This is a genomic window from Hymenobacter sp. GOD-10R (assembly GCF_035609205.1).
GTDB lineage: Bacteria > Bacteroidota > Bacteroidia > Cytophagales > Hymenobacteraceae > Hymenobacter.
In genome coordinates, this window is the sequence record NZ_CP141184.1 from 5,064,100 (window position 1) to 5,082,578 (window position 18,479).

17 protein-coding genes are annotated in these 18,479 nt (G+C 54.0%); 11 read left to right on the forward strand and 6 right to left on the reverse strand.

Annotation, left to right across the window (positions count from 1 at the left end):
* Positions 1-28: 28 nt before the first annotated feature.
* Positions 29-2,467: an outer membrane beta-barrel protein gene (locus tag SD425_RS20140; protein WP_324671820.1), complete on the reverse strand. Its 2,439-nt coding sequence runs from the start codon at positions 2,465-2,467 to the stop codon at positions 29-31.
* Between the two features lie 127 nt (positions 2,468-2,594).
* Between SD425_RS20140 and SD425_RS20145 the strand changes: the two genes are divergently transcribed.
* The 4 genes from SD425_RS20145 (at position 2,595) to SD425_RS20160 (ending at position 6,952) form a co-directional block, all read left to right on the forward strand.
* Positions 2,595-3,689, forward strand: coding sequence for a histidine kinase (locus SD425_RS20145; protein ID WP_324671821.1), 1,095 nt, complete (start codon positions 2,595-2,597; stop codon positions 3,687-3,689).
* A gap of 24 nt (positions 3,690-3,713) precedes the next feature.
* Positions 3,714-4,856 (forward strand): sensor histidine kinase, encoded by a 1,143-nt coding sequence (locus tag SD425_RS20150; protein WP_324671822.1) that lies wholly within the window; start codon positions 3,714-3,716, stop codon positions 4,854-4,856.
* Positions 4,853-5,554, forward strand: coding sequence for a LytTR family DNA-binding domain-containing protein (locus SD425_RS20155; protein WP_324671823.1), 702 nt, complete (start codon positions 4,853-4,855; stop codon positions 5,552-5,554). The genes SD425_RS20150 and SD425_RS20155 overlap by 4 nt, the downstream gene beginning before the upstream one ends.
* A 111-nt stretch (positions 5,555-5,665) precedes the next feature.
* Complete coding sequence (locus tag SD425_RS20160) at positions 5,666-6,952, forward strand: M20/M25/M40 family metallo-hydrolase (protein WP_324671824.1); 1,287 nt, start codon at positions 5,666-5,668, stop codon at positions 6,950-6,952.
* Positions 6,953-6,991: 39 nt separating this feature from the next.
* Here SD425_RS20160 and SD425_RS20165 read toward each other — a convergent pair whose 3' ends face one another.
* Both SD425_RS20165 and SD425_RS20170 read right to left on the reverse strand, forming a co-directional pair.
* Entirely contained in the window at positions 6,992-7,330 is a 339-nt protein-coding gene (locus SD425_RS20165; protein ID WP_324671825.1) for a DUF5615 family PIN-like protein, read from the reverse strand.
* Positions 7,327-7,551, reverse strand: coding sequence for a DUF433 domain-containing protein (locus SD425_RS20170; RefSeq protein ID WP_324671826.1), 225 nt, complete (start codon positions 7,549-7,551; stop codon positions 7,327-7,329). Before SD425_RS20170 ends, SD425_RS20165 begins: the two co-directional genes overlap by 4 nt.
* A gap of 201 nt (positions 7,552-7,752) precedes the next feature.
* On the opposite strand from SD425_RS20170, the gene SD425_RS20175 reads away from it, so the two are divergent.
* The gene (locus SD425_RS20175; RefSeq protein ID WP_324671827.1) at positions 7,753-9,081 is read left to right on the forward strand and encodes a hemolysin family protein; all 1,329 of its coding nucleotides are present in this window, start codon (positions 7,753-7,755) and stop codon (positions 9,079-9,081) included.
* 484 nt (positions 9,082-9,565) lie between these two features.
* Positions 9,566-9,856 carry an antibiotic biosynthesis monooxygenase family protein gene (locus SD425_RS20180; protein ID WP_324671828.1) on the forward strand — a complete coding sequence of 97 codons (291 nt, stop codon included), beginning with the start codon at positions 9,566-9,568 and terminating at the stop codon, positions 9,854-9,856.
* A 100-nt stretch (positions 9,857-9,956) separates the two neighbouring features.
* Here SD425_RS20180 and SD425_RS20185 read toward each other — a convergent pair whose 3' ends face one another.
* A complete protein-coding gene (locus SD425_RS20185; RefSeq protein ID WP_324671829.1) occupies positions 9,957-10,136 on the reverse strand; it encodes a hypothetical protein in 180 nt (59 codons plus the stop codon).
* Between the two features lie 502 nt (positions 10,137-10,638).
* Here SD425_RS20185 and SD425_RS20190 point away from each other — a divergent pair.
* Complete coding sequence (locus SD425_RS20190) at positions 10,639-12,450, forward strand: ABC transporter ATP-binding protein (RefSeq protein ID WP_324671830.1); 1,812 nt, start codon at positions 10,639-10,641, stop codon at positions 12,448-12,450.
* Between the two features lie 170 nt (positions 12,451-12,620).
* Positions 12,621-13,319: a hypothetical protein gene (locus SD425_RS20195; RefSeq protein ID WP_324671831.1), complete on the forward strand. Its 699-nt coding sequence runs from the start codon at positions 12,621-12,623 to the stop codon at positions 13,317-13,319.
* 28 nt (positions 13,320-13,347) lie between these two features.
* Here the strand turns inward: SD425_RS20195 and SD425_RS20200 are convergent, their stop codons facing one another.
* Complete coding sequence (locus SD425_RS20200) at positions 13,348-14,079, reverse strand: DUF1349 domain-containing protein (protein ID WP_324671832.1); 732 nt, start codon at positions 14,077-14,079, stop codon at positions 13,348-13,350.
* 199 nt (positions 14,080-14,278) lie between these two features.
* On the opposite strand from SD425_RS20200, the gene SD425_RS20205 reads away from it, so the two are divergent.
* Complete coding sequence (locus SD425_RS20205) at positions 14,279-15,100, forward strand: alpha/beta hydrolase (RefSeq protein ID WP_324671833.1); 822 nt, start codon at positions 14,279-14,281, stop codon at positions 15,098-15,100.
* A gap of 158 nt (positions 15,101-15,258) precedes the next feature.
* On the opposite strand, the gene SD425_RS20210 is transcribed toward SD425_RS20205, so the two are convergent.
* Positions 15,259-16,434 carry a DUF6799 domain-containing protein gene (locus SD425_RS20210; protein WP_324671835.1) on the reverse strand — a complete coding sequence of 392 codons (1,176 nt, stop codon included), beginning with the start codon at positions 16,432-16,434 and terminating at the stop codon, positions 15,259-15,261.
* 241 nt (positions 16,435-16,675) lie between these two features.
* Here SD425_RS20210 and SD425_RS20215 point away from each other — a divergent pair, with 241 nt between their 5' ends.
* Together SD425_RS20215 and SD425_RS20220 are read left to right on the forward strand one after the other, a co-directional pair.
* Entirely contained in the window at positions 16,676-17,923 is a 1,248-nt protein-coding gene (locus SD425_RS20215; protein WP_324671836.1) for a M1 family aminopeptidase, read from the forward strand.
* Positions 17,924-17,981: 58 nt separating this feature from the next.
* Positions 17,982-18,395: an ACT domain-containing protein gene (locus tag SD425_RS20220; RefSeq protein WP_324671837.1), complete on the forward strand. Its 414-nt coding sequence runs from the start codon at positions 17,982-17,984 to the stop codon at positions 18,393-18,395.
* Positions 18,396-18,479: the final 84 nt, after the last annotated feature.

The window sequence follows — 18,479 nt, forward strand, 5'->3', positions numbered from 1 at the left end:
GGGCTCTACCTAGGGTTGTGCTCGGAGCTTACATGCCTAAGCGGCCCCGCTCATCGGCATTGCTCTTGGTTTCGACACGCTTGCTCTTCAGGTCGGCCTTGCCAAAGTTGAAGGTGAAGGCTAGCCGCACCTGGCGTGTATCGTTGCGGTACATCTCGCTCAGCACCACGGGCACAATGGTGCTGGTCACCCGCGGATTCGTGTCGTAGAACAAGTCAGCTACGGATAGATTGAGCGAAGCCCGCTTGTTCAAAAACGTCTTCTTCACGCCCACCGACACGTAGGAATACGCATCCCAATCAAATAGCCCGTTCATAGAGGGCGAATTGTAGAGCCCATACACGCGTACCGACCAGCCCTTGCCCCAAGTAAGCGTGTTGTCGCTGCTGAGCATGTAGTAGGTTTTGCGCTTGGTCAGGTTCATGGTATTATCAAGCGGGCTGGGGAAGTTTAGTTCCTGGTAGAATACGCTGGCGCTGTTGTTCATCGTCCACCACTTAGCCGGCGTGAAGGGCGCAGTGAGCGTGGCGGTAGCTAGGTGGCGATGTGCTAGGTTCTGTTGGGTGGTCGTCAGGCGTAGCGTGGCGGCATCGTAGAGGTACACGGACGAAATGGCGCCAACGGTTTGGGTATAGGCGAGTTGCAGTCCGAAGCCTTTGTAGAGGTTATTCCAGGAGAAGCTGTGTAGGTACTCGGGGCGAAGCGAGGCATTGCCGCGGCTGGTGCTGTAGGTGTCCTGAAACCGCTCGTACGGAATGAGGCTTTCGTAGGCGGGGCGGCGGATATTCTTGGCGTAAGCCAGCGAGGTCGTGAAGTCATCCGACACCTTATAGTCGGCGCGCAGATTCGGGAACAGGTTGAAGTAGCTCGAATCGATGCCGCTGACCACGCGGTAGTGTGTGCGTTCAGCCCGCAGCCCAGCCTGCAAACCTAGCTTCCCGATGGTTTGATTCAGGCTGAAGTAGCCGGCCGCTACGCGCTCCTGGTATCCTAGCTTCGAGAAGGGCGACAACGCTTGTGCTACCCAGTTGCCGTCGGCGAGGGTGGCGGCGTCTTGGCGACTCTGGTTGCGGGTATCGGTATACTTCAGACCCGCTTCCAAGCGCGTGTTCGGGTTCCAAACTTTGGTGTAGTCGGCGGCGGTAGTGGAAATGTGGTAGGTAGCCGGAATGAAATTGCGGAAGGTGCTCGCCACGCCGACGGAGTCTTGAGGGCCTTGCAGCAACTGGTCAAACGTCTGTTGCTGCTTGTTCTGGTAAGTGGCGTAGTTGCTGGTCAGCAGCAGTGCCGAGCCGAGGCTATCCAGCTTGTGCTTGTAGAAGAGCGTGTAGTTGCTGAAAGCATCTTGCAACAGCACGCTCTCTTGCATGCGACTCGTAGTGAGTCCTTTGCTTTGGGTTATGTACGACTGGGTCCAGCCGGCACCGTCCAGGCTGCTGTGCAGCACATCCACATCGAAACCGAGCGTCATGCTGGGGCTGAAGTGATAGTTGAGGCTGGCGCTGAAGCTGCTGTTGAGGATGGTCTTGTTCAGGTCGCCACGCTGCGCTAGGTCGGCGGCCGGCGTCAGGCCTTCGTAGATCGTGCGGGACGAAGTGCTCCGCTCGAATCCATCGCGCCGATTGAAGCTGCCATTAACAGCTAGGTCAAGCTTTGGCGTGCTCACCCGCACGCCGCTGTTGAGGCCGGCCCCCGTGCGGTAGCCTTGGCGGAAATTGGCGCCCACGTTCGCCGTCCACCCTAGCTCTTTGGCGCGCTTGGTGTAAATCTCAATTACTCCGCCCGAAGCGTCGGCGTCGTACTTCGCTGAGGGATTACTAATGAGTTCGATGCGTTCGATTTGGTCGCCGGGAATGCTCGCCAGCAGCGTTTCGAGGTTAGTGCCACTGGGCAGCCGCTTCCCGTTCAGCAGGATGAGCACGTTGCCTTTGCCACGGAAGGTTAGCCGCCCATCGATCAGCTGCACCGAGGGCGCGGCGGCCAAGATGTCGTAGGCGTCGTTGCCTGCGGCTAAGATGCTGCCGTCCACGTTCATCGTTACGCGGTCGGGCTTTTGCTCGATCAAGGGCCGCTGACCAGTCACGACGACTTCACCTAGCTTCTGCGCTGTTGCAGCTAAGCCCAGCGTACCTAGGTCTAGGCTGGGGATGCCGGCCGATAGTTGAACGGCCTGCACATGCGTCACAAACCCGATCATCAGTATCTGAAGCTGGTAGCTGCCGGGCTTCACATTCTTCAAGCTGAAACGGCCAGTCTCGTCAGCCAAGGCAGTCTGCACCACGCTTTCGGAACCCGCCGCTTTCAAGACTACATTAGCGAAGCTCAACGCTTCCTGCTTCTGCTGGTCGAGCACGCGGCCGCTGATGGTCGTTTGGGCCACGGCACTAACACCAATTAATAAGCAGAGAAACAACAGGAAGGCGAGGCGGCTAGCTTGTGCGCAGGCAGGGAGTAGAGAAGGACGCATTTCGTGGTTTCTTTTGGCGTTGGGAAGAAGCTGGAACGAAGAAACTGCGCACCTTTAAGGAGCCGAACTTATTTCGACCAAGTCACGGCACCACACCACCAACGTGCGAGTTGGTCTGCCTTTTTTCATGCCCGAACTTCTACCTAGCCCCACGGAGCCCCGCCTGAGCACCCGCACCACTACCGTGCTGATGCAGCTGCTGCTGTGGTTGCTGCTTTACGGGTTCTACTTTGCTTGGAACAATCGCCCCAACTACCATTTCACGGGTCACATCTGGCCTTATGTGCTACTGGAATGGACCTTTGCCATCGGGCTCTTTAACTGCCTGGTATACCTGATTATTCCGCGCTGGCTGCTCCGCGGCCGCTTCAGTCTCGCCTTGATGGGCGCAGTGGCGCTCATTTATACCTACCGTCTGTGGATGTACGTGGGCGCTTTGCTGATTATTCACTACGCTCCCATAAGCGCCGATTTGCGCTACAACCTCCAAAAAAGTTACGCCGAAAGCCCTTGGCCCGACCTGACAAGCTGGCGCGGGTTGCTGGGTTCGTTGATGGATTTGCTAGCCACCGTACTCTTCCCCATTATCGTCAGCTTTGTCACCTACGCACTAGTAATCGAACGCCGCCGCCTAGCCTTGGAGCGCGACCATTTACGGCTGGAATTGAGCTACTTGAAAGCCCAAATAAACCCGCAGTTCTTGTTCAACACCCTCGGCACTTTGCAGCGCCTGACCCGCAGCCGCGACCGGCGCGCGGGCGACGTTGTGCTGCACCTAGCTGATTTGATGCGCTACACCCTCTACGAAACCGACACAGAGCGCGTCGCGCTGAGCCGGGAGCTGGAGTTTCTGGAAGATTACCTAGCCTTAGAGCGCCTGCTGCATCCGGAGGCTACCATCGCGCACGAGGTTGAGGGCGCGGTGACCTCGCAGCAGCTAGCCCCCTTGCTGTTGCATCCTTTTCTGGAAAGACTTTTTGTGGGAATAGAAGCCGCTCCAGGCAGTTCTGTGCATATTCAGAGCACGATTCACGTTGATGCCGATGCACTTACCTTACAGATAGTTCGCACGACCGGGATGCCGTTAGCCCATCTTTACCGCACCGATGCGGCCATCGAAGCAGCGCTGCGGCGGCTAGAACTGCAATACCCTCAGCAGCATACCGTGCAGCTCACGGAGGAAAATGCGCACTTACGTTTGCACCTTAGCCTTCAACTTTAAAAGGAAGTGCCAGCCTTCGCTCCTATGACTTATTCGCTTCCTTTCCGCATCCCACGCATGCAGGTCGTACGGCCGCTGCTTTTGTGGGCCTTGTATATTGGCTTTGAGTACTTCGTCTACAGCGGCTGGCACAAGTCGCCCTTGCTCACGTGGTGCTTTACGCTTAAGGACACGGTGGCCGCGGTGGTCAGTTTCTATTTCTTCTCGCGGGTGGTACTGCCCCGCTTTGTGCTACAAGGGCGCTGGCTCCTAACGGCACTGAGCTTAGTAGCCATCTATTATTGCTGGGCCTTAGTTTCATACGCCGTATTTCTAGGCCTTGACTACTACCAGCTAGACCCCAAGGAAAGCTACATCTACCGCATTCTGGATCAAGGGCTTTGGGTGGGTGTCTTCTCGTGGCACGGGGTCAGTATCGGTCTTTACGACTTCAGTATCACCGCGATGCTGCCCATCTTCGGCCGGTTCTTGCAATTCTTGCTAACGACGAGCAACCACACCCTGCGCCTACAACGCGAAAACCTGAACCTAGAAGTCAGTTTTCTCAAAGCCCAGGTCAATCCGCACTTCCTGTTTAATACCCTTAATAACATCTACACCATGGTGGTGAAGCAGGACGAGCGCGCCCCCGATATGGTGCAGCACCTCTCTGACCTTATGCACTACACGGTGTATGAGTCGGACGCGGCCTTGGTGCCACTCACGAAGGAAACGGCTTTCCTGGATGCGTACCTAGAGCTGGAACGGCTGCGCTACGGCAAGAAAGTCCGCATCACCTATCAAAAATCGGGTATCACGGACCAGCAGACCATCACGCCGCTGCTGTTTTTTCCTTTTGTCGAAAATGCCTTTAAGCATGGCGTCGATAGCAGCCTCGATGCCTCCTGGGTCGCTATTTCGTTAGCGGCGGACGCTACCCAGCTGCGGTTTGAAGTCAGCAACAGCTTCAGTCCCACGGCCCCACGGCGCGAGTTCGGGGGCGTAGGCATTGATAATGTGAAGAAGCGCCTAGCGCTCCACTACGCCCCCGAGGAGTACGACCTCACCATCACCCGCGACCAGGAAACCTACACGTACCGCGTGGCCCTAACCATTCGGCTGACGTCCGTGGCCCAGCCCGACGCTCGCCCCGCTCCCTTCTTACCTAGCTTTGCTCCTGCCCAATGATCAATTGCCTGATTATCGACGATGAACCCTTCGCCCGCGAACTGCTCGAAGACTACGTCGCCAAAATTCCGTCGCTGAACTTATTGGGCAGCTGTGAGCATGTGTTTGAGGCGTTGGAGGTATTGCAGCAGCAGAAAGTAGACCTCGTCTTTTCCGATATCAACATGCCGCAGGTTAATGGCATTGAGTTCATTCGGTCTTTGCACAATCCACCATACGTCATCTTCGTCACGGCCTACCCAAACTACGCACTGGAAGGCTTTGAGCTAGATGCCTTGGATTACATTGTGAAGCCGGTGTCATTCCCGCGCTTTTTGAAGGCGGTGAATAAGGCGTTGGCGGTGCTCAATAACCGACCCGCCATCCCAGCTCCGCCGGCGCCGGAGTACCTGTTTGTGAAGGAAGGTAACTCGTTGCAGCGGGTGCTCTTCGATGAGATCTACTACATCGAGGGCATGAAGGACTACATCAAAATCATCCTGAAGAACCGGGTCATCATCACGTATCTGCGCATGAGTCGGGTGGAAGACCAGCTGCCCGCTAGCCGCTTTACCCGCATTCAGAAGTCCTACATCGTGCGCATGGATGCCATCAAAGCCATCAGCGGCAACGAGGTAGAGTTGTACAACTTACCCGAGAAGCTGCCGATTGGCAAGCAGTACAAGGAGGCGCTGCTGGCACAGTTTGGGCTGAGTTAACTCGAAGCAAAAACAGCGTTGGCAAGCAGTTTATCTAACTCAGAGGTGCACAAGTAATAGCAGATTTGAATAGTATTAGGCTCATTTCCGCAAACTGACCTAGCCTATTCCATGAGAAAACGCCTACTCCTTGCTTGCGCTTTCGCGGGTACTTTCGCTGCGCACGCCCAAAAACTCACGGCTACCGAGAAGAAGATTGTGGCCACGGTGCAGCAGAATATGCCGCAGAGCGAGAAGCTGTTGGTGCAAGTGGTGAACATCAACAGCGGCACCTTGAACGTGAAAGGCGTACGCGAAGTAGGCGATATTTTCCGTAAACAGTTTGATGCGATTGGCTTCAAAACCAGCTGGGTCGATATGCCTGCCGAGATGCAGCGCGCCGGCCACCTGGTAGCGCAGCGCAAGGGCAAAAAGGGCAAGAAGCTCTTCCTCATTGGCCACCTCGACACGGTGTTTGAGCTGGATATGCCTTTCACGAAGTACACCCAGCTCAACGACTCCACTGCTACGGGCCAAGGCGTGAACGACATGAAAGGCGGCGACGTGGTGATGCTAGCGGCTCTGCAAGCGTTGCAGCAAAACGGCCTGCTCGATAACACGACCATTACCGCCTACTTTACCGGTGATGAAGAGCGCAGCGGCAAAGGCGAAGCCGCCCGCGCCGACTTCATTGCCAAAGCCAAAGAATCGGAGGTGGCCCTAGCTTTTGAATCAGCGGCGGGGCTGCACTCGGTGGCTACGGCCCGGCGCGGCTCCAGCGGCTGGCAGCTCAAAACCACTGGGCAGGCAGCGCACTCGTCGACTATTTTCAAACCCAACGTGGGCTATGGGGCCGTGTATGAAGCTGCACGTATCCTGAATGAGTTTCGGGAAAAGCTGAGCCAAGAGCAATATCTCACCTTCAACCCCGGCCTAATTGTGGGCGGCTCGGAGGTGAAGTACGATGCGGCCAAAGCACACGGCGAAGTGGTGGGCAAGACGAACATCATCTCCCCGGAAGTCGACGTAGCCGGCGACCTACGCTTCCTCACCGAGCAGCAGAAGGAAGACGCCCGCACCAAAATGCGCGAAATCGTGAGCCACAGCCTGCCAAATACGAAGGCCGAAATCACCTTCACCGATGGCTTACCCGGTATGCCGCCCACGCCCGGCAACCAGAAGCTAGCTACCCTCACCGACCAGGTAAGCCGCGACCTAGGTTTCGGCCCCGTGACGGCGGGCGACCCTGGCTCTCGCGGCGCCGGCGACGTGTCGCTCGTAGCGCAGTACCTCGATTGTCTGGATGGGCTAGGTTCGTCGGGCAAAGGCGCCCACGCACCGGGCGAGACGATTAACACAAAGGAGTTTCCGCTGCTGGTGCAGCGCGCCGCGCTGATGATTTATCGGCTGACGCGGTGAGTGTGGATGAACGTTATGCAAGAGTGCAAGCAGAGGAGTTCACTTATCTCCTATCTCAACAAGTGGCTCTCCGGCTGCTAACAGCTCCAACGCGGTTGGTAATGTTTGAAGCAGTACTTGTTGCAGACGTTCATTTGACGTGTTGCCACACGTTACCCAGAGCACTTGTGGCGGCGGACCGTAGCGTTCCAGCAAACGCAGGAAGTCAGCATCTTTGGTTAACACAATGGCACTTGCGGATTTAGCTGCTGCAAATATTTCTTCATCTTCCGCATCACGCAAACCAATATCGCGTAACGGAACGGCAGTCAAGCCAAACTTCCACTTCAGCCATGCCGCAAGTAATGGCGACAGGTGAGCATCAAGCCAGATGATCATGCGGCTAAGCGCGGATAGTCGAGCCGTTGTGCGGCGTATTGCAAAGCTGCTTGGACGTCCAAGGCTTCTAAATCAGGTAGTTCAGCTAACACTTGCTCTGTCGTCAAGCCTGCCGCTAGCAGGTTGAGGATATCTGCTACGCGGATGCGCATGCCTCGAATACAGGGCCGCCCACCACACTGACGTGGGTTCGTTGTAATAAGCTGGTGGAGGTTTTGCATAAGACCAAAGATACGGCTCTACCGACAAGATAGTATTCGTGAAAGCAGCACGGATTAAAAAGAGGTAAGTCAGAATGCCCCGTAAATACCGTTCTGCTTGCCTCCTCCGTAGCTAGGTTGAGCCTGCTAAACTTTCCGACTCTTTGCATACCAGCCCTTTTTCCAGCCGTATAGGCCATCATCATCCGATGGCTGTACAGCATGGAAATCCTGATCATTTTACTTCTAGCAATTCTGAACGGCGTGTTTTCCATGGCGGAAATTGCGCTGGTATCGTCCCGAAAAGCTAGGCTGGAAACGGACGCACAACAGGGCAACGAACGAGCAAAAGCAGCTCTAGCCCTCAGTGAGAACCCCAACCGCTTCCTCTCTACCGTCCAGATCGGCATTACCCTCATTGGTATTCTGATGGGCGTGTTCAGCGGGGCGGGCCTCACGGTTAGCTTGCAGCATCTGATTGAAAAGGTAGAGCCGCTTCGCTCCTACAGTCACAGCATCGCGGTGGTGGCAACCGTTGGACTGATCACCTACGTGTCGGTAGTGGTGGGCGAGCTGCTGCCCAAGCGCATCGGCCTGATCAACCCTGAGGGCATTTCCAAGATCATGGCCGGGCCCATGTCGCTGCTGTCGCGCATTGCGGCGCCCTTTATCTGGCTGCTTGAGACTTCCAGCGAGTTGCTGATGCGCCTGCTCAACATCAAGCCCAAAGAAGATAATGCGGTAACGGAAGACGAAATTCGGTCGATGGTGCGGGAAGGCGCTTCGTCGGGCACCATTCAGGAAGTGGAGCAGAACATCGTGAATAACGTCTTTAACCTAGGTGACCGGCGGGTAGGCTCGCTTATGACGGCACGGCAGGATATTGCTTGGCTAAACATCAACGACGACGTGGCCACTAACAAGCAGAAAGTCCTGTCGCGAATTTCGTCGATGTATCCACTTTGCCGGGGCACCTTGGACGAGTTGGAAGGCGTCGTGTATTTACATGACCTGCTCAACCCTAGCCTCGATGAGCAGCTTACGCGGCTGGGGGATCTGAAAAAAGCGCCCCTGTATTTACCTACCAATAGCAAAGCCTACCAGGCGCTAGAACAGTTCAAAGAAGCACGCGCCCACCAGGGCATCGTCGTGAATGAGTTTGGCGACATTATGGGAGTCGTGACTATCAACGACTTATTTGATGCCCTCGTGGGCGACGTACCACTGCCCGACGAAGAAGAGCCCGATATCATCCAGCGCGAGGATGGCAGCTACCTCATCGACGCGCAGCTTCCGTTTGCCGAATTCGCCGAGCGCTTCGCCATCCCAGCCGCCGAGCAACAGGGCCTCACGGGCTTTCACACCCTAGGTGGCTTTGTGCTGCACATCCTCAGTGCCATTCCCAAAACCGGCGAACAGTTTACCTGGCATGGCCGCAGCTTCGAAATCATGGACATGGACAAGAGTCGCATTGATAAGATTCTGTTCCGAGAAAAGGCTATTGCTCCGACGCAGCCTGTGGAAGCAGAGCCTGCTAAGACCATTCCGTAGCAAATTTCTACTGCTACAGGCCAGCTCAAATTGCACCGTGTTTGGGCAGGTGCTCCTTTTCCTGCTTACCAATTAATGCCTACCAAGAAAAAACAAGAAGTTGAGGAGCAGCAGGTAGAAGAACGCAGCTCGCCCACTGGCCGGGTGATCTGTAAGATCGTCTTGTAGGAATGCGAATTGGAGGTGGATCATTCTTCCTCCTTATTCTGGTCGGCGCTGGCAGCGGGTTTGCCCATGAACTTTTCTATGATGGGCGAAGGTCTGCTGAACACCTATCTGCCCGATGCGCATTGGCGGCGTCATGCTGGTGGCTGCGCTCAACCACGCCTAAATAGTAGCCGGCGGCGCGGGAGACGATCAAGAAAAGCTAGCCTCACGACAGAAGTCTTTGATCCTTCACACATTAGGACATAAGAAACGTGCAGCAACGACAGGAAGTCAGGTGCAAAATAGTATCTTCAGTGCCTACCTAGCCCCTGTTGCCATGACCGTTGAATATATCCGCTACCGCATTGCCGCCGAGCAGCAGCCGGCTTTTGTGCAGGCCATCAAAAGTGCCTGCCAGCTCCTAGCCTCCTCGCCCGACTGCCTCAGCTACCAACTTGGGCATTGCGACGAAGATTCGACCTTATTTATCTGGCGCATCGAATGGACATCGGTGGAGCAGCACCTCAATGGTTTCCGCAAGAGCCCGGAGTTTGGCGCCTTTTTTCAATTAGTAAAACCCTTTTATTCGGGGATTCAGGAGATGAATCATTATTCGGTGCTGGTGTAAGTGCTAATATAGAAAAGAACACTGGTGATGCTTGAGATTATTTTGGCAGGATGTTTATAGAGGTTTACAGAGTAGCGTACTATCTACTTGTATATCTAAATCAAATGCCTTTTTTACTAAAAATCAAACATTGGCAGCTCTTTACTATCATATGGGGCGCTGGATTTCTACTTAACATCGTATCGGTAATTAACATTAAGCTGTTTTTGTATTCAATCCCTGTAATAACCATCTCTTTTACCGCAGGAACATTTGGATGGATATGGTCAATCTCTACCATCTTAAACAAGCAACTAATGCAAGAACCTAAGTTAAACCTAAAACTATTTAAGGCATTATTTATTATACCTACTACTTATATTTTATCTATAATAACAGTTGTAACCTTATCTATTTATTACAAATATCATTTTCAAGAATCACTTTTAACAACCGCAATAGTGACCATAATTATTTTACACATGCTATCTATGTTCTGTATATTTTATGGAATCAGATTCGCAGCAAAAACGATAAGGTCTGTAGAATTACAACGAGAAGCGCACATCAGTGACTACTTAGCAGACTTTTTCCTTATTTGGTTTTCTATTTTCGGCATCTGGGTTCTTCAGCCAAGATTAAATAAATTGATGCGTCAACAATCGTAGATAATTCAGAGACCTGATATCAGAGTGCATTACAAGCCCGACTCAAGGTCGGGCTTTGCTATCTTCTGGCATAACCCCACTCCCACAAAGCTCGTCTAATCAAGCTAGCCCCTTACCTAGCCCTGAACGACGCATATGAGCCTCTGGGAAATTATTCAACGCCTCTTCCCTTACGTCCGCCCGTACCGTGGGCTTGTTATTGCCACCTTGCTGCTCACGCTGGTGGGCTCCCTAGCCGCGCAGGTCAACCCCTTCGTGCTGCGCTACACCGTGGATACGGTGCAAAGCTTGCTGAATCGCAACCTAGGTTTGGCCCAGGGCATGCCGCTGCTGCTAGCGGTCAGCGGACTGCTGCTCGGCAAGGAAATCATTAATACACTCATCCAGTTCGGGCAAAAGTTTTACGGTGAGAAAATTCGCATCAGCGTGTCGAGTCACCTCATGCACGACGCGGTGCACAAGGTGGTGGGCTACCAGCTAGGTTTTTACGCCGACAATGGCAACCAAACCGGCAAGCTACAGACCCGTATCGACCGGGGCGTGGAAAGCCTGATGAAGCTGGTGCAGAACTTCTTCATCGACATTCTGCCCCTGTTCGCTAACTCCATTGTGGCCTTAGTGGTCATGTTCATGGCTAATGTGTACGTGGGCCTCGTGGCCGTGGCGGTGCTACCCATATACTTCTGGCTAAGCTACCGACAAGCTGATAAGCTCAACGGCACCCGCCGCGCTTTGCGCGGCTTACGCGAGGCACGTAGCCAAGGCCTAGTCAACCTCATCGACTCGGCCGTAGTCATTAAGAGCTTCGTCCGCGAAGACTACGAAGAAGAAAAGCAGAATGCTCAGCAGGATGCTTTGCAGGATGCACAGCTCCAAACCCGCAAAACCAACTTTCTCTACGACGGCCTCAAAACCTTCACCGAGCAAATTGGCGTGGTGCTTATTATCATCCTGACAGCCTACTTGGTGCTCGACCGGCAGATCAGCATTGGGGCCATCATGTTCCATATCCTGCTGTTCAACAACGTATCGGCGCCCATTCGGCAGTTGCACCGCATCTACGACGAGATGAACGATGCCCTCACCTACTCCGAGGGCTTCTTTGATATTCTGGACGCCAAAGACGCCGTAGAGCCTACCGGTCCGCTCAAGCCCGAGCACCTGCTAGGTACCTTCGACATCTGCAACGTTGACTTCACCTACCCCAGCGGCACCCAAGCGCTGTACGACGTGTGCCTGACCATTGAGGCCGGCAAAACCACTGCGCTAGTAGGCCTTAGTGGGGCCGGTAAAAGCACCATAATCAACCTGCTCTGCAAGTTCTACGCCCCCGACTGCGGCAAGATGCTGCTCGATGGCAAACCCCTAGCCGAATACGATACCCATGCCCTACGCCAGCAAATTGGGCTAGTGCTGCAGAAGAACCACATTTTCAAGGGTACTATCGAGGAGAATATCCGCTACGGCCTAATGGATGCTAGTTTCGAGCAAATTCAGTACGCAGCCAAACAAGCCTACCTGCACGAGCAGATTATGGAGTTGCCGAAAGGCTATCAGAGCGACGCGCAGCAGCTCTCGGGCGGGCAGCAGCAGCGTATTGCGATTGCTAGGCTGTTCCTGAAGAACCCGCCCATTATCTTCCTCGACGAGCCTACCGCCTCGCTCGACGCCATTGCCACCGAGCAAATCAAGAACTCCCTCGAAGCTATTAAGCAAGGCCGCACGGTGGTCATCATCTCCCATAGCCTAGCCCAAATCGTGGACTCCGACTGCATCTACGTGATGAAGCAGGGTCGCATGGTGGAAAGCGGCACCCACGAGCACCTCTACGACCTGCGTGGTACCTACCGCGAGATTTTCGATGCTTCGGCGCGGAGTTTAAATATCGAAAAGCTAGCTCGCGTGATGGTGGATGACGGGGATGAAGTGGAGGATACAGCGGCTTAAGAGCTTAGCAGTCTGTCAGTAGAAGAGCAACATGTTATTATCAGCAAAGACCCTAGTCTAGCTCAGATAATCCTAGCATTTACAGTTGCTTTTGCCCCGACGCCGTAAGCTAAACAGTTGCGGGCTTTTCTCTGCCCACGACTATTTAGCTACTTTCTGAACTTTCTCTTATGCAGACCTTCACCGTCGAACGGCTTTCCTTCGATACCCTTTCTGAACTTCCTGGCTCTTGGCAACCGCAGGATTACAAAGCCCTGCTTCTCAAAACTGGCTACGATAACCCCGAGGAGCTAGCCCCTGACGAGCTAAAAGCAATGTGCCTAATGGCTCTGGCAGACCTGGAACCGGCTGAAGCAGCTCAACTCGTACTGGAGCATATATTCGAAGAACAGCTAACGGCTGGCCAGATCGAGAACCTAGCTCACCAAATGCTGACGGAGAAGCTTTGGGAAGAAAACCCGCAGCTTGAACAGCACGAAGGCTTCTTCAAAGCGACGCAGCTGCTCTACACAGCCTACAACGGTAAATTTCCGCGGGCCGACGCCGTCCAGTTTCAGGTGCAGCTCACGACGGAAGACCCTAACGGGTTTAGCCTCTTCGATGCGCAGCCAGAAGCGCCTTTTCTGCGGTTACTCGCCCAAGGCATGCCCGACAATGCCCTACTGAAGCGCTTGTTTCATGAGCAGTTGGAGGGCAGTAGCTTCCCTGAAGCCTCAGCCATTATCTGGCAACTGCGTCTTGGCATGCGGGCAGAAAAGTCAGCAGTGTTTGAAATCGTAAGCTCGGCCTACTGGCTTGACGACTTCAAGTACGCCGATTCTTATCAGGCCACTGCCCAAGCGGATACGCCGGTAGAGGAAGAAAGCTAGGTCTGAGAGACCTAGCTTTCTTCGCGCGTCAAATACCCATTCTAAAGTCCTTGATGCTTGTTTCCGTCAGCGTACAGTCTTCAAACTGAGTGACGGAACCGTTGCCAATGGGAGATTGTGAGCTGACGCCTACCCACGTTTCGGCGGGATAATCATTTTTGTAGAGGCGTACTAGCTGCCACGTTGCGTTGTCTAGCGAGTAATAGAATCCGACGGTCTTAGTGTCGGATGATATTTTCATGTACACGCTTTTATTGTTTACAACGTCGTGGTTATTATCGTCGGACGTGCCTATGGTTCGTACGCTCACGATGCGCGTTTTCGCCCGCTCATCTCTTTCGAAGGCGAATTTCTGCCACAGATCCTCTTTGTTATATATGTAGAGGACACCGGCATCGTACGTCTCTAAAAATTCCGGGGTTATTTTCGCCGTCAACGTGAACGGCTTTTTGTTGTCTATTTTGGTCAGTAGTACGGGAGCTGTGTTATTGGTCAGTTTCCCGTCTGGGTCGTTAAAATTATCCTTTTTGGCTTCGCTACGGAGCGACAGTTTTCCGTTGTTGGTGGTTGCGTTTTTTGCAGCGTTGTTGAGCGACTGGGTGAACTCTATGCCGCCAGGCAGTTTCACAGAACATTTTTCACCTGGTGTGGCAGGTGCAGCAAGCGGGGTGGTGGATGCGGTAGGTGTCGTAGGAGCTGAATTGCATTCCGTTAGCAACAACGGCAAAGCCAAGCACAGATAAACGTGTCCGATTCTCATTACGCAAGTTTCTAGGTTTCTGGCACATGTGTGCTATTGTCCAAAAGGTAATCCTTTCTCCATGGTCACCATGGTTTAAGATAAATAAAGACGCTAAGTTGCCAGAGTTGCAGGCAAAACGCTCGCTCATCGGTGAGCGCGCCACAAGGTGCTAGTTAGGTGTAAGCACACCCGCGCTAGCTTAAAAGAGACCTAGCTTATGAAGTGTCACGCCCTACTCTTCGTTCTGCTTTTCCTTACACAAGTAGCACTGGGTCAAGCGCTACCGTACGGCAACAACCCCGCGGCCGGCCACTACGCTACGGTGCGCGGCGTGAAGCTGTACTACGAAACGTATGGCACTGGCGCGCCCTTGCTGCTCATTCACGGCAATGGCGGCACGAGCAAGGACTTTCATAAGAACATTCCGTATTTCTCTCAGCGCTACCAGGTTATTGCCCTGGATAGCCGAGCGCACGGCAAATCGGTGGATACCGGTGATTCGCTCAGTTTCGAGATGATGGCTGACGACTGCGCGGCCTTGCTCACGCACTTGCGCCTCGATTCGGCGTACGTGCTGGGGTGGAGCGACGGAGGTATCACGGCGCTGATCCTAGCGCTGCGCCACCCAAACAAGGTCAAAAAGCTAGCGGCCACCGGCGCGAACCTATGGCCTGACTCTACGGCCCTAATGCCGGAACTGTGGCAGCAAATGCAGCGCGGTTATAAGGAGGGCAAGGGCCAAACCTTCGCTGACCCCAAGCGCAGGAACGACTGGAAAGTGTTCCTGCTCGACTGGAAAGAGCCCCACGTCCCGCTATCGGCGTTGGCTAAAATCAAGGTACCCACCTTTATCATCGCCGGCGACCGTGACGTTATCCGCCCTGAGCACACGGTGGCTATTTACCAAAGTCTTCCTCACGCGTGGCTGTGGATTCTGCCCAATAGTGGCCACGCTACCCTTCAGGAGCACACCGACGAATTCAACCGAAAAGTTGACGCATTTTTTAGAGCACGAGGTCTACCTTCTCCGCCAAAGTAGAGGCTAGCTAGCGTCGTACCGCTGATACTTACCGGCGAGATACCACCACCTAGCTTTTCGGTGCGGCTTCTAATTGGCTGCTTCTTATAGAAAAAGGCAACGGATGAGCACGTCACCCGTTGCCTCTTAAAAGCTTAAGTGGTTGCTGTATAGGCCCGTTAAGGCAACGACAGCAGATAGCCGATGGTGAAGTTTGTGTCCCAACCAAAAATAAACTGCTGGCAGCCTGTGGCCGCAGCAATGGCCCGGTAGATGTTCAAGCCAGCTTCCGATTTAGCCCCTTGCAACTGGGTGTAAGCAGCGGCGGGTTGTAGCGCAGTATAGGGCTCCTTTTCCTGCCGACCTACCTTAGCCATTTCGAAGGGAATACCGCCCATGATGAAGCACGTCCCGCGGAGTGAGCTAGGTACTTGCGCGGCTTTTGTGCGCACTTCCTTAGCCACGGCGGCCGTGTCAGTGGTTATCTGAAAATATTTCGCGCCGTAGGTATCTACCACTTTCGACGTGCCATTTTCCAGCCAAGCAATTTTGGTGTTGCCCGAGCCCATATCGACCATGAATGCTTTATCGACGTACGGCTTCGGCACGGCAGCTTTAAACCCGAGCGCTCCTTCGCGCGCTGGCGTCACGGTCGTGACGACGTAGTTCAGTGCTTTGAGGCCCTGCACAATGGGCGTCGTCACCTTGGCCATGTCGGCCCCGGAGCTAACCACAAAGTGGATGTCCTGGCCACCCACGCCGAAATCCAGCATCTGCCCGATGTAGGCTTTCAGTCCTTTCCGGATATCTTCTTCCGTGGCCATGTTTTCCATTACCAGGCTGTTACCGTACTCCACCTTTTCCAGCTTCCAATTGCGCTGCTCATCCATGCGAATAATGAACATGTTGAAGCCGCTAGCCCCTAGCTCTACCACGCCCTTCAGTTTGCCGTTGACGGGCGCTGCGGGCTGGTACGTGAATGGCGCTGAGGTACCACCCCAAGCTGTTACCGCCTTTGCGCGCGGCTTGGCAGTAGGAGCGGAAGCTAGCTGCCCGCTGGCACTCAGAATGTCGCCTTCTTTCAGCTCGACCCGACTGCCATCCTGCCGTACCAACGCGTGGGTTCCGAACTCGACGTGCGTGCCATCGGAAAACGTAACGTCCTTGGTTACAGGCGTGGTTTTCACTGGCTTATTCTTGCTGCTGGTCCGCAACACGAGCGTGTTGTTCTCCACCGTGTACCACGACATCCGGTCCGACGCCTGGTCAGTTGACGTTTGTGCTGCTGTGTTTTGGGCTGTGCTTAGCAGCAGTAATCCGCCAAGTGCTAATGAAGAGAGTAGTCCGTTTCTCATGCAGGACAAATTGTTTGAAATCAGGTATATAGATAGAAAAGGCAGGAATAGAGGCACTTACTAAGGTTGTGCTTGGCTAGCTCAAGTAAATTCTGTACCAAACTTTCATCAACGCTCGCCTAGGTCTTGCGCCACCTGTCGTCTCGTCACCTACTCGCTCACCATCAGCAGTCAACTATGACGAGCCGAGCCGAGGATATTCGTAGCTTGTTGCCCCCTACGCTAGTCTCCTATCTCCTGCATGAGAAAGCATTTCTTACTCGTTTGCCTTCTGTTATCTCTGCTTCCCTTCACCAGTCGAGCCAAAAACAAAGTGGCGGTAGACCTTACTATCTATCCCGAAACTCATTCTTTCTCCTGCCGCTATACACTCGATGCCGCCGTTCCTGCTGGCGGACTGTTGCTCAACCTCAACAAGCAGTTCGCCGTCGGAAAGGTGACGGGCGGCACCCTGCGGGCGTACACCGCCACTGCCTTTTACGACACCTTTCAGAAAGACACGCTCCGCCGGCTCGCCCTGCAATTTACCCGCTCCAAGCCTCAGCAGACGGTTACAATACAGTATAGTGGTATCATCAGCGAGCGGTATCACACTGATGGCCTGGCCGATTTCACGGCGCAAGCAAATTGGCTACCCACCATTCCGGACAAGGAATACGACTTAGTAGACTACCAGCTTACCGTACACGTACCGGAGTCCTACCAAGTGGTAAGCACCCACGAGCCTCTTCGCACGGCACCCGGCGCCTACACGTTTACGGGTACAGGACCTAGCATTGAAATTACGGCTATTGCGGCTCAGCGCTTTACGCAGCTGGTTTCTACGTCGGACAACGTGCACATTACGGTTCAGAAAGCTAACCGCGCCACTAGCGCCAACGACACCTTGCTGCTGGCGGATGCTCGCAAGATCATTGCCTACCAAAACCGCTTATTCGGTAGCAAAGACCCCATTCGCAACTTTACATTTCTGCTGCCTAACGTTAACCGCACGGCTTCGGGCTTGCTGGATAATGCCGCCGTTATTGCGTACTTGACTTTCGACACCAAAGATCCCGGCGACCTCCTGATCCTCGCGCACGAAATCAGCCATAAATGGTGGGGCTACGGCGTTTGGAATACTTATGACAACTGGTTGAATGAAGCATTTGCCACCTACTCGGGCTTGCTTTACTTAAAGGCTGCTGGCGACACAGCGAGCTTCCGGAAGGAGCTGAGCAAACGCCAGAAGTCGGCAACTGGGGCACCCGCTATTATCAACTTCGATGTCAGAAAGAACGACTATCCTAGCTTCCGGCGGGTGATTTATGACAAAGGCACCGTCGTCTTATATGAGCTTCATCAACGGGTTGGCGATGCGCAATTCTTCCGTATTCTCACCAGAACCGCCGCCGCTAAAGTCGCGACGACCGAGGCCTTTCTGAAGCTAGTAGAGCAGCAGAGTAGTCGCGAAACGAGTGAGTGGCTCGCGCACAAGCTAGGTACGTAGCGGTGCGCTGCTCTAGCGGCCGTATGCAGCAAAGCATCAGACCAGTGTAACACTTCCCATGGTATTTCTTATGAGTGGCGAAACCAACTTAGCACAGCTGTTACGCACCATGCAGCCAGCACTACAGCCTGGCACCTATGTATTCTGCACAGTGGCTTCGCTAGCCGAAGTCGATTTAGCCGAGGTCATCTGCTTGTTTAAAGAACAAGAAGGCCTCACGGTCATTCTTCCGCAAGCTACTGCCGACCGTTTGCGGCTGCCCTATTCGTTTGTGGCAGCTTGGATTACCCTCACGGTGCACTCGGCGCTGGAAGCGGTAGGTCTCACGGCGGCTTTCGCGCAAGCCCTAGCCCACGCCGATGTGAGCTGCAACGTGGTAGCCGCCTATTACCACGATCATATTTTTGTGGCGGCGCACGACGCGACGAAAGCCATGCACATCTTGCAGGAACTCGCCCAAACGGCAGCTTAGGGACGCCATAACACCTAGGTATCTCATACTACCAGCCATTATTACCGGACCACTTCTTAGCACAACTCACAATCAATCTGACTA

Coding starts and splice junctions, on each gene's coding strand:
- SD425_RS20180 (WP_324671828.1), top strand. CDS start 9,566: ATGACCGTTGAATATATCCGCTACCGCATTGCCGCCGAGCAGCAGCCG.
- SD425_RS20190 (WP_324671830.1), top strand. CDS start 10,639: ATGAGCCTCTGGGAAATTATTCAACGCCTCTTCCCTTACGTCCGCCCG.
- SD425_RS20200 (WP_324671832.1), bottom strand. CDS start 14,079: ATGAGAATCGGACACGTTTATCTGTGCTTGGCTTTGCCGTTGTTGCTA.
- SD425_RS20210 (WP_324671835.1), bottom strand. CDS start 16,434: ATGAGAAACGGACTACTCTCTTCATTAGCACTTGGCGGATTACTGCTG.
- SD425_RS20155 (WP_324671823.1), top strand. CDS start 4,853: ATGATCAATTGCCTGATTATCGACGATGAACCCTTCGCCCGCGAACTG.
- SD425_RS20160 (WP_324671824.1), top strand. CDS start 5,666: ATGAGAAAACGCCTACTCCTTGCTTGCGCTTTCGCGGGTACTTTCGCT.
- SD425_RS20185 (WP_324671829.1), bottom strand. CDS start 10,136: ATGGTAGAGATTGACCATATCCATCCAAATGTTCCTGCGGTAAAAGAG.
- SD425_RS20140 (WP_324671820.1), bottom strand. CDS start 2,467: ATGCGTCCTTCTCTACTCCCTGCCTGCGCACAAGCTAGCCGCCTCGCC.
- SD425_RS20220 (WP_324671837.1), top strand. CDS start 17,982: ATGGTATTTCTTATGAGTGGCGAAACCAACTTAGCACAGCTGTTACGC.
- SD425_RS20170 (WP_324671826.1), bottom strand. CDS start 7,551: ATGCAAAACCTCCACCAGCTTATTACAACGAACCCACGTCAGTGTGGT.
- SD425_RS20150 (WP_324671822.1), top strand. CDS start 3,714: ATGACTTATTCGCTTCCTTTCCGCATCCCACGCATGCAGGTCGTACGG.
- SD425_RS20165 (WP_324671825.1), bottom strand. CDS start 7,330: ATGATCATCTGGCTTGATGCTCACCTGTCGCCATTACTTGCGGCATGG.
- SD425_RS20145 (WP_324671821.1), top strand. CDS start 2,595: ATGCCCGAACTTCTACCTAGCCCCACGGAGCCCCGCCTGAGCACCCGC.
- SD425_RS20215 (WP_324671836.1), top strand. CDS start 16,676: ATGAGAAAGCATTTCTTACTCGTTTGCCTTCTGTTATCTCTGCTTCCC.
- SD425_RS20205 (WP_324671833.1), top strand. CDS start 14,279: ATGAAGTGTCACGCCCTACTCTTCGTTCTGCTTTTCCTTACACAAGTA.
- SD425_RS20175 (WP_324671827.1), top strand. CDS start 7,753: ATGGAAATCCTGATCATTTTACTTCTAGCAATTCTGAACGGCGTGTTT.
- SD425_RS20195 (WP_324671831.1), top strand. CDS start 12,621: ATGCAGACCTTCACCGTCGAACGGCTTTCCTTCGATACCCTTTCTGAA.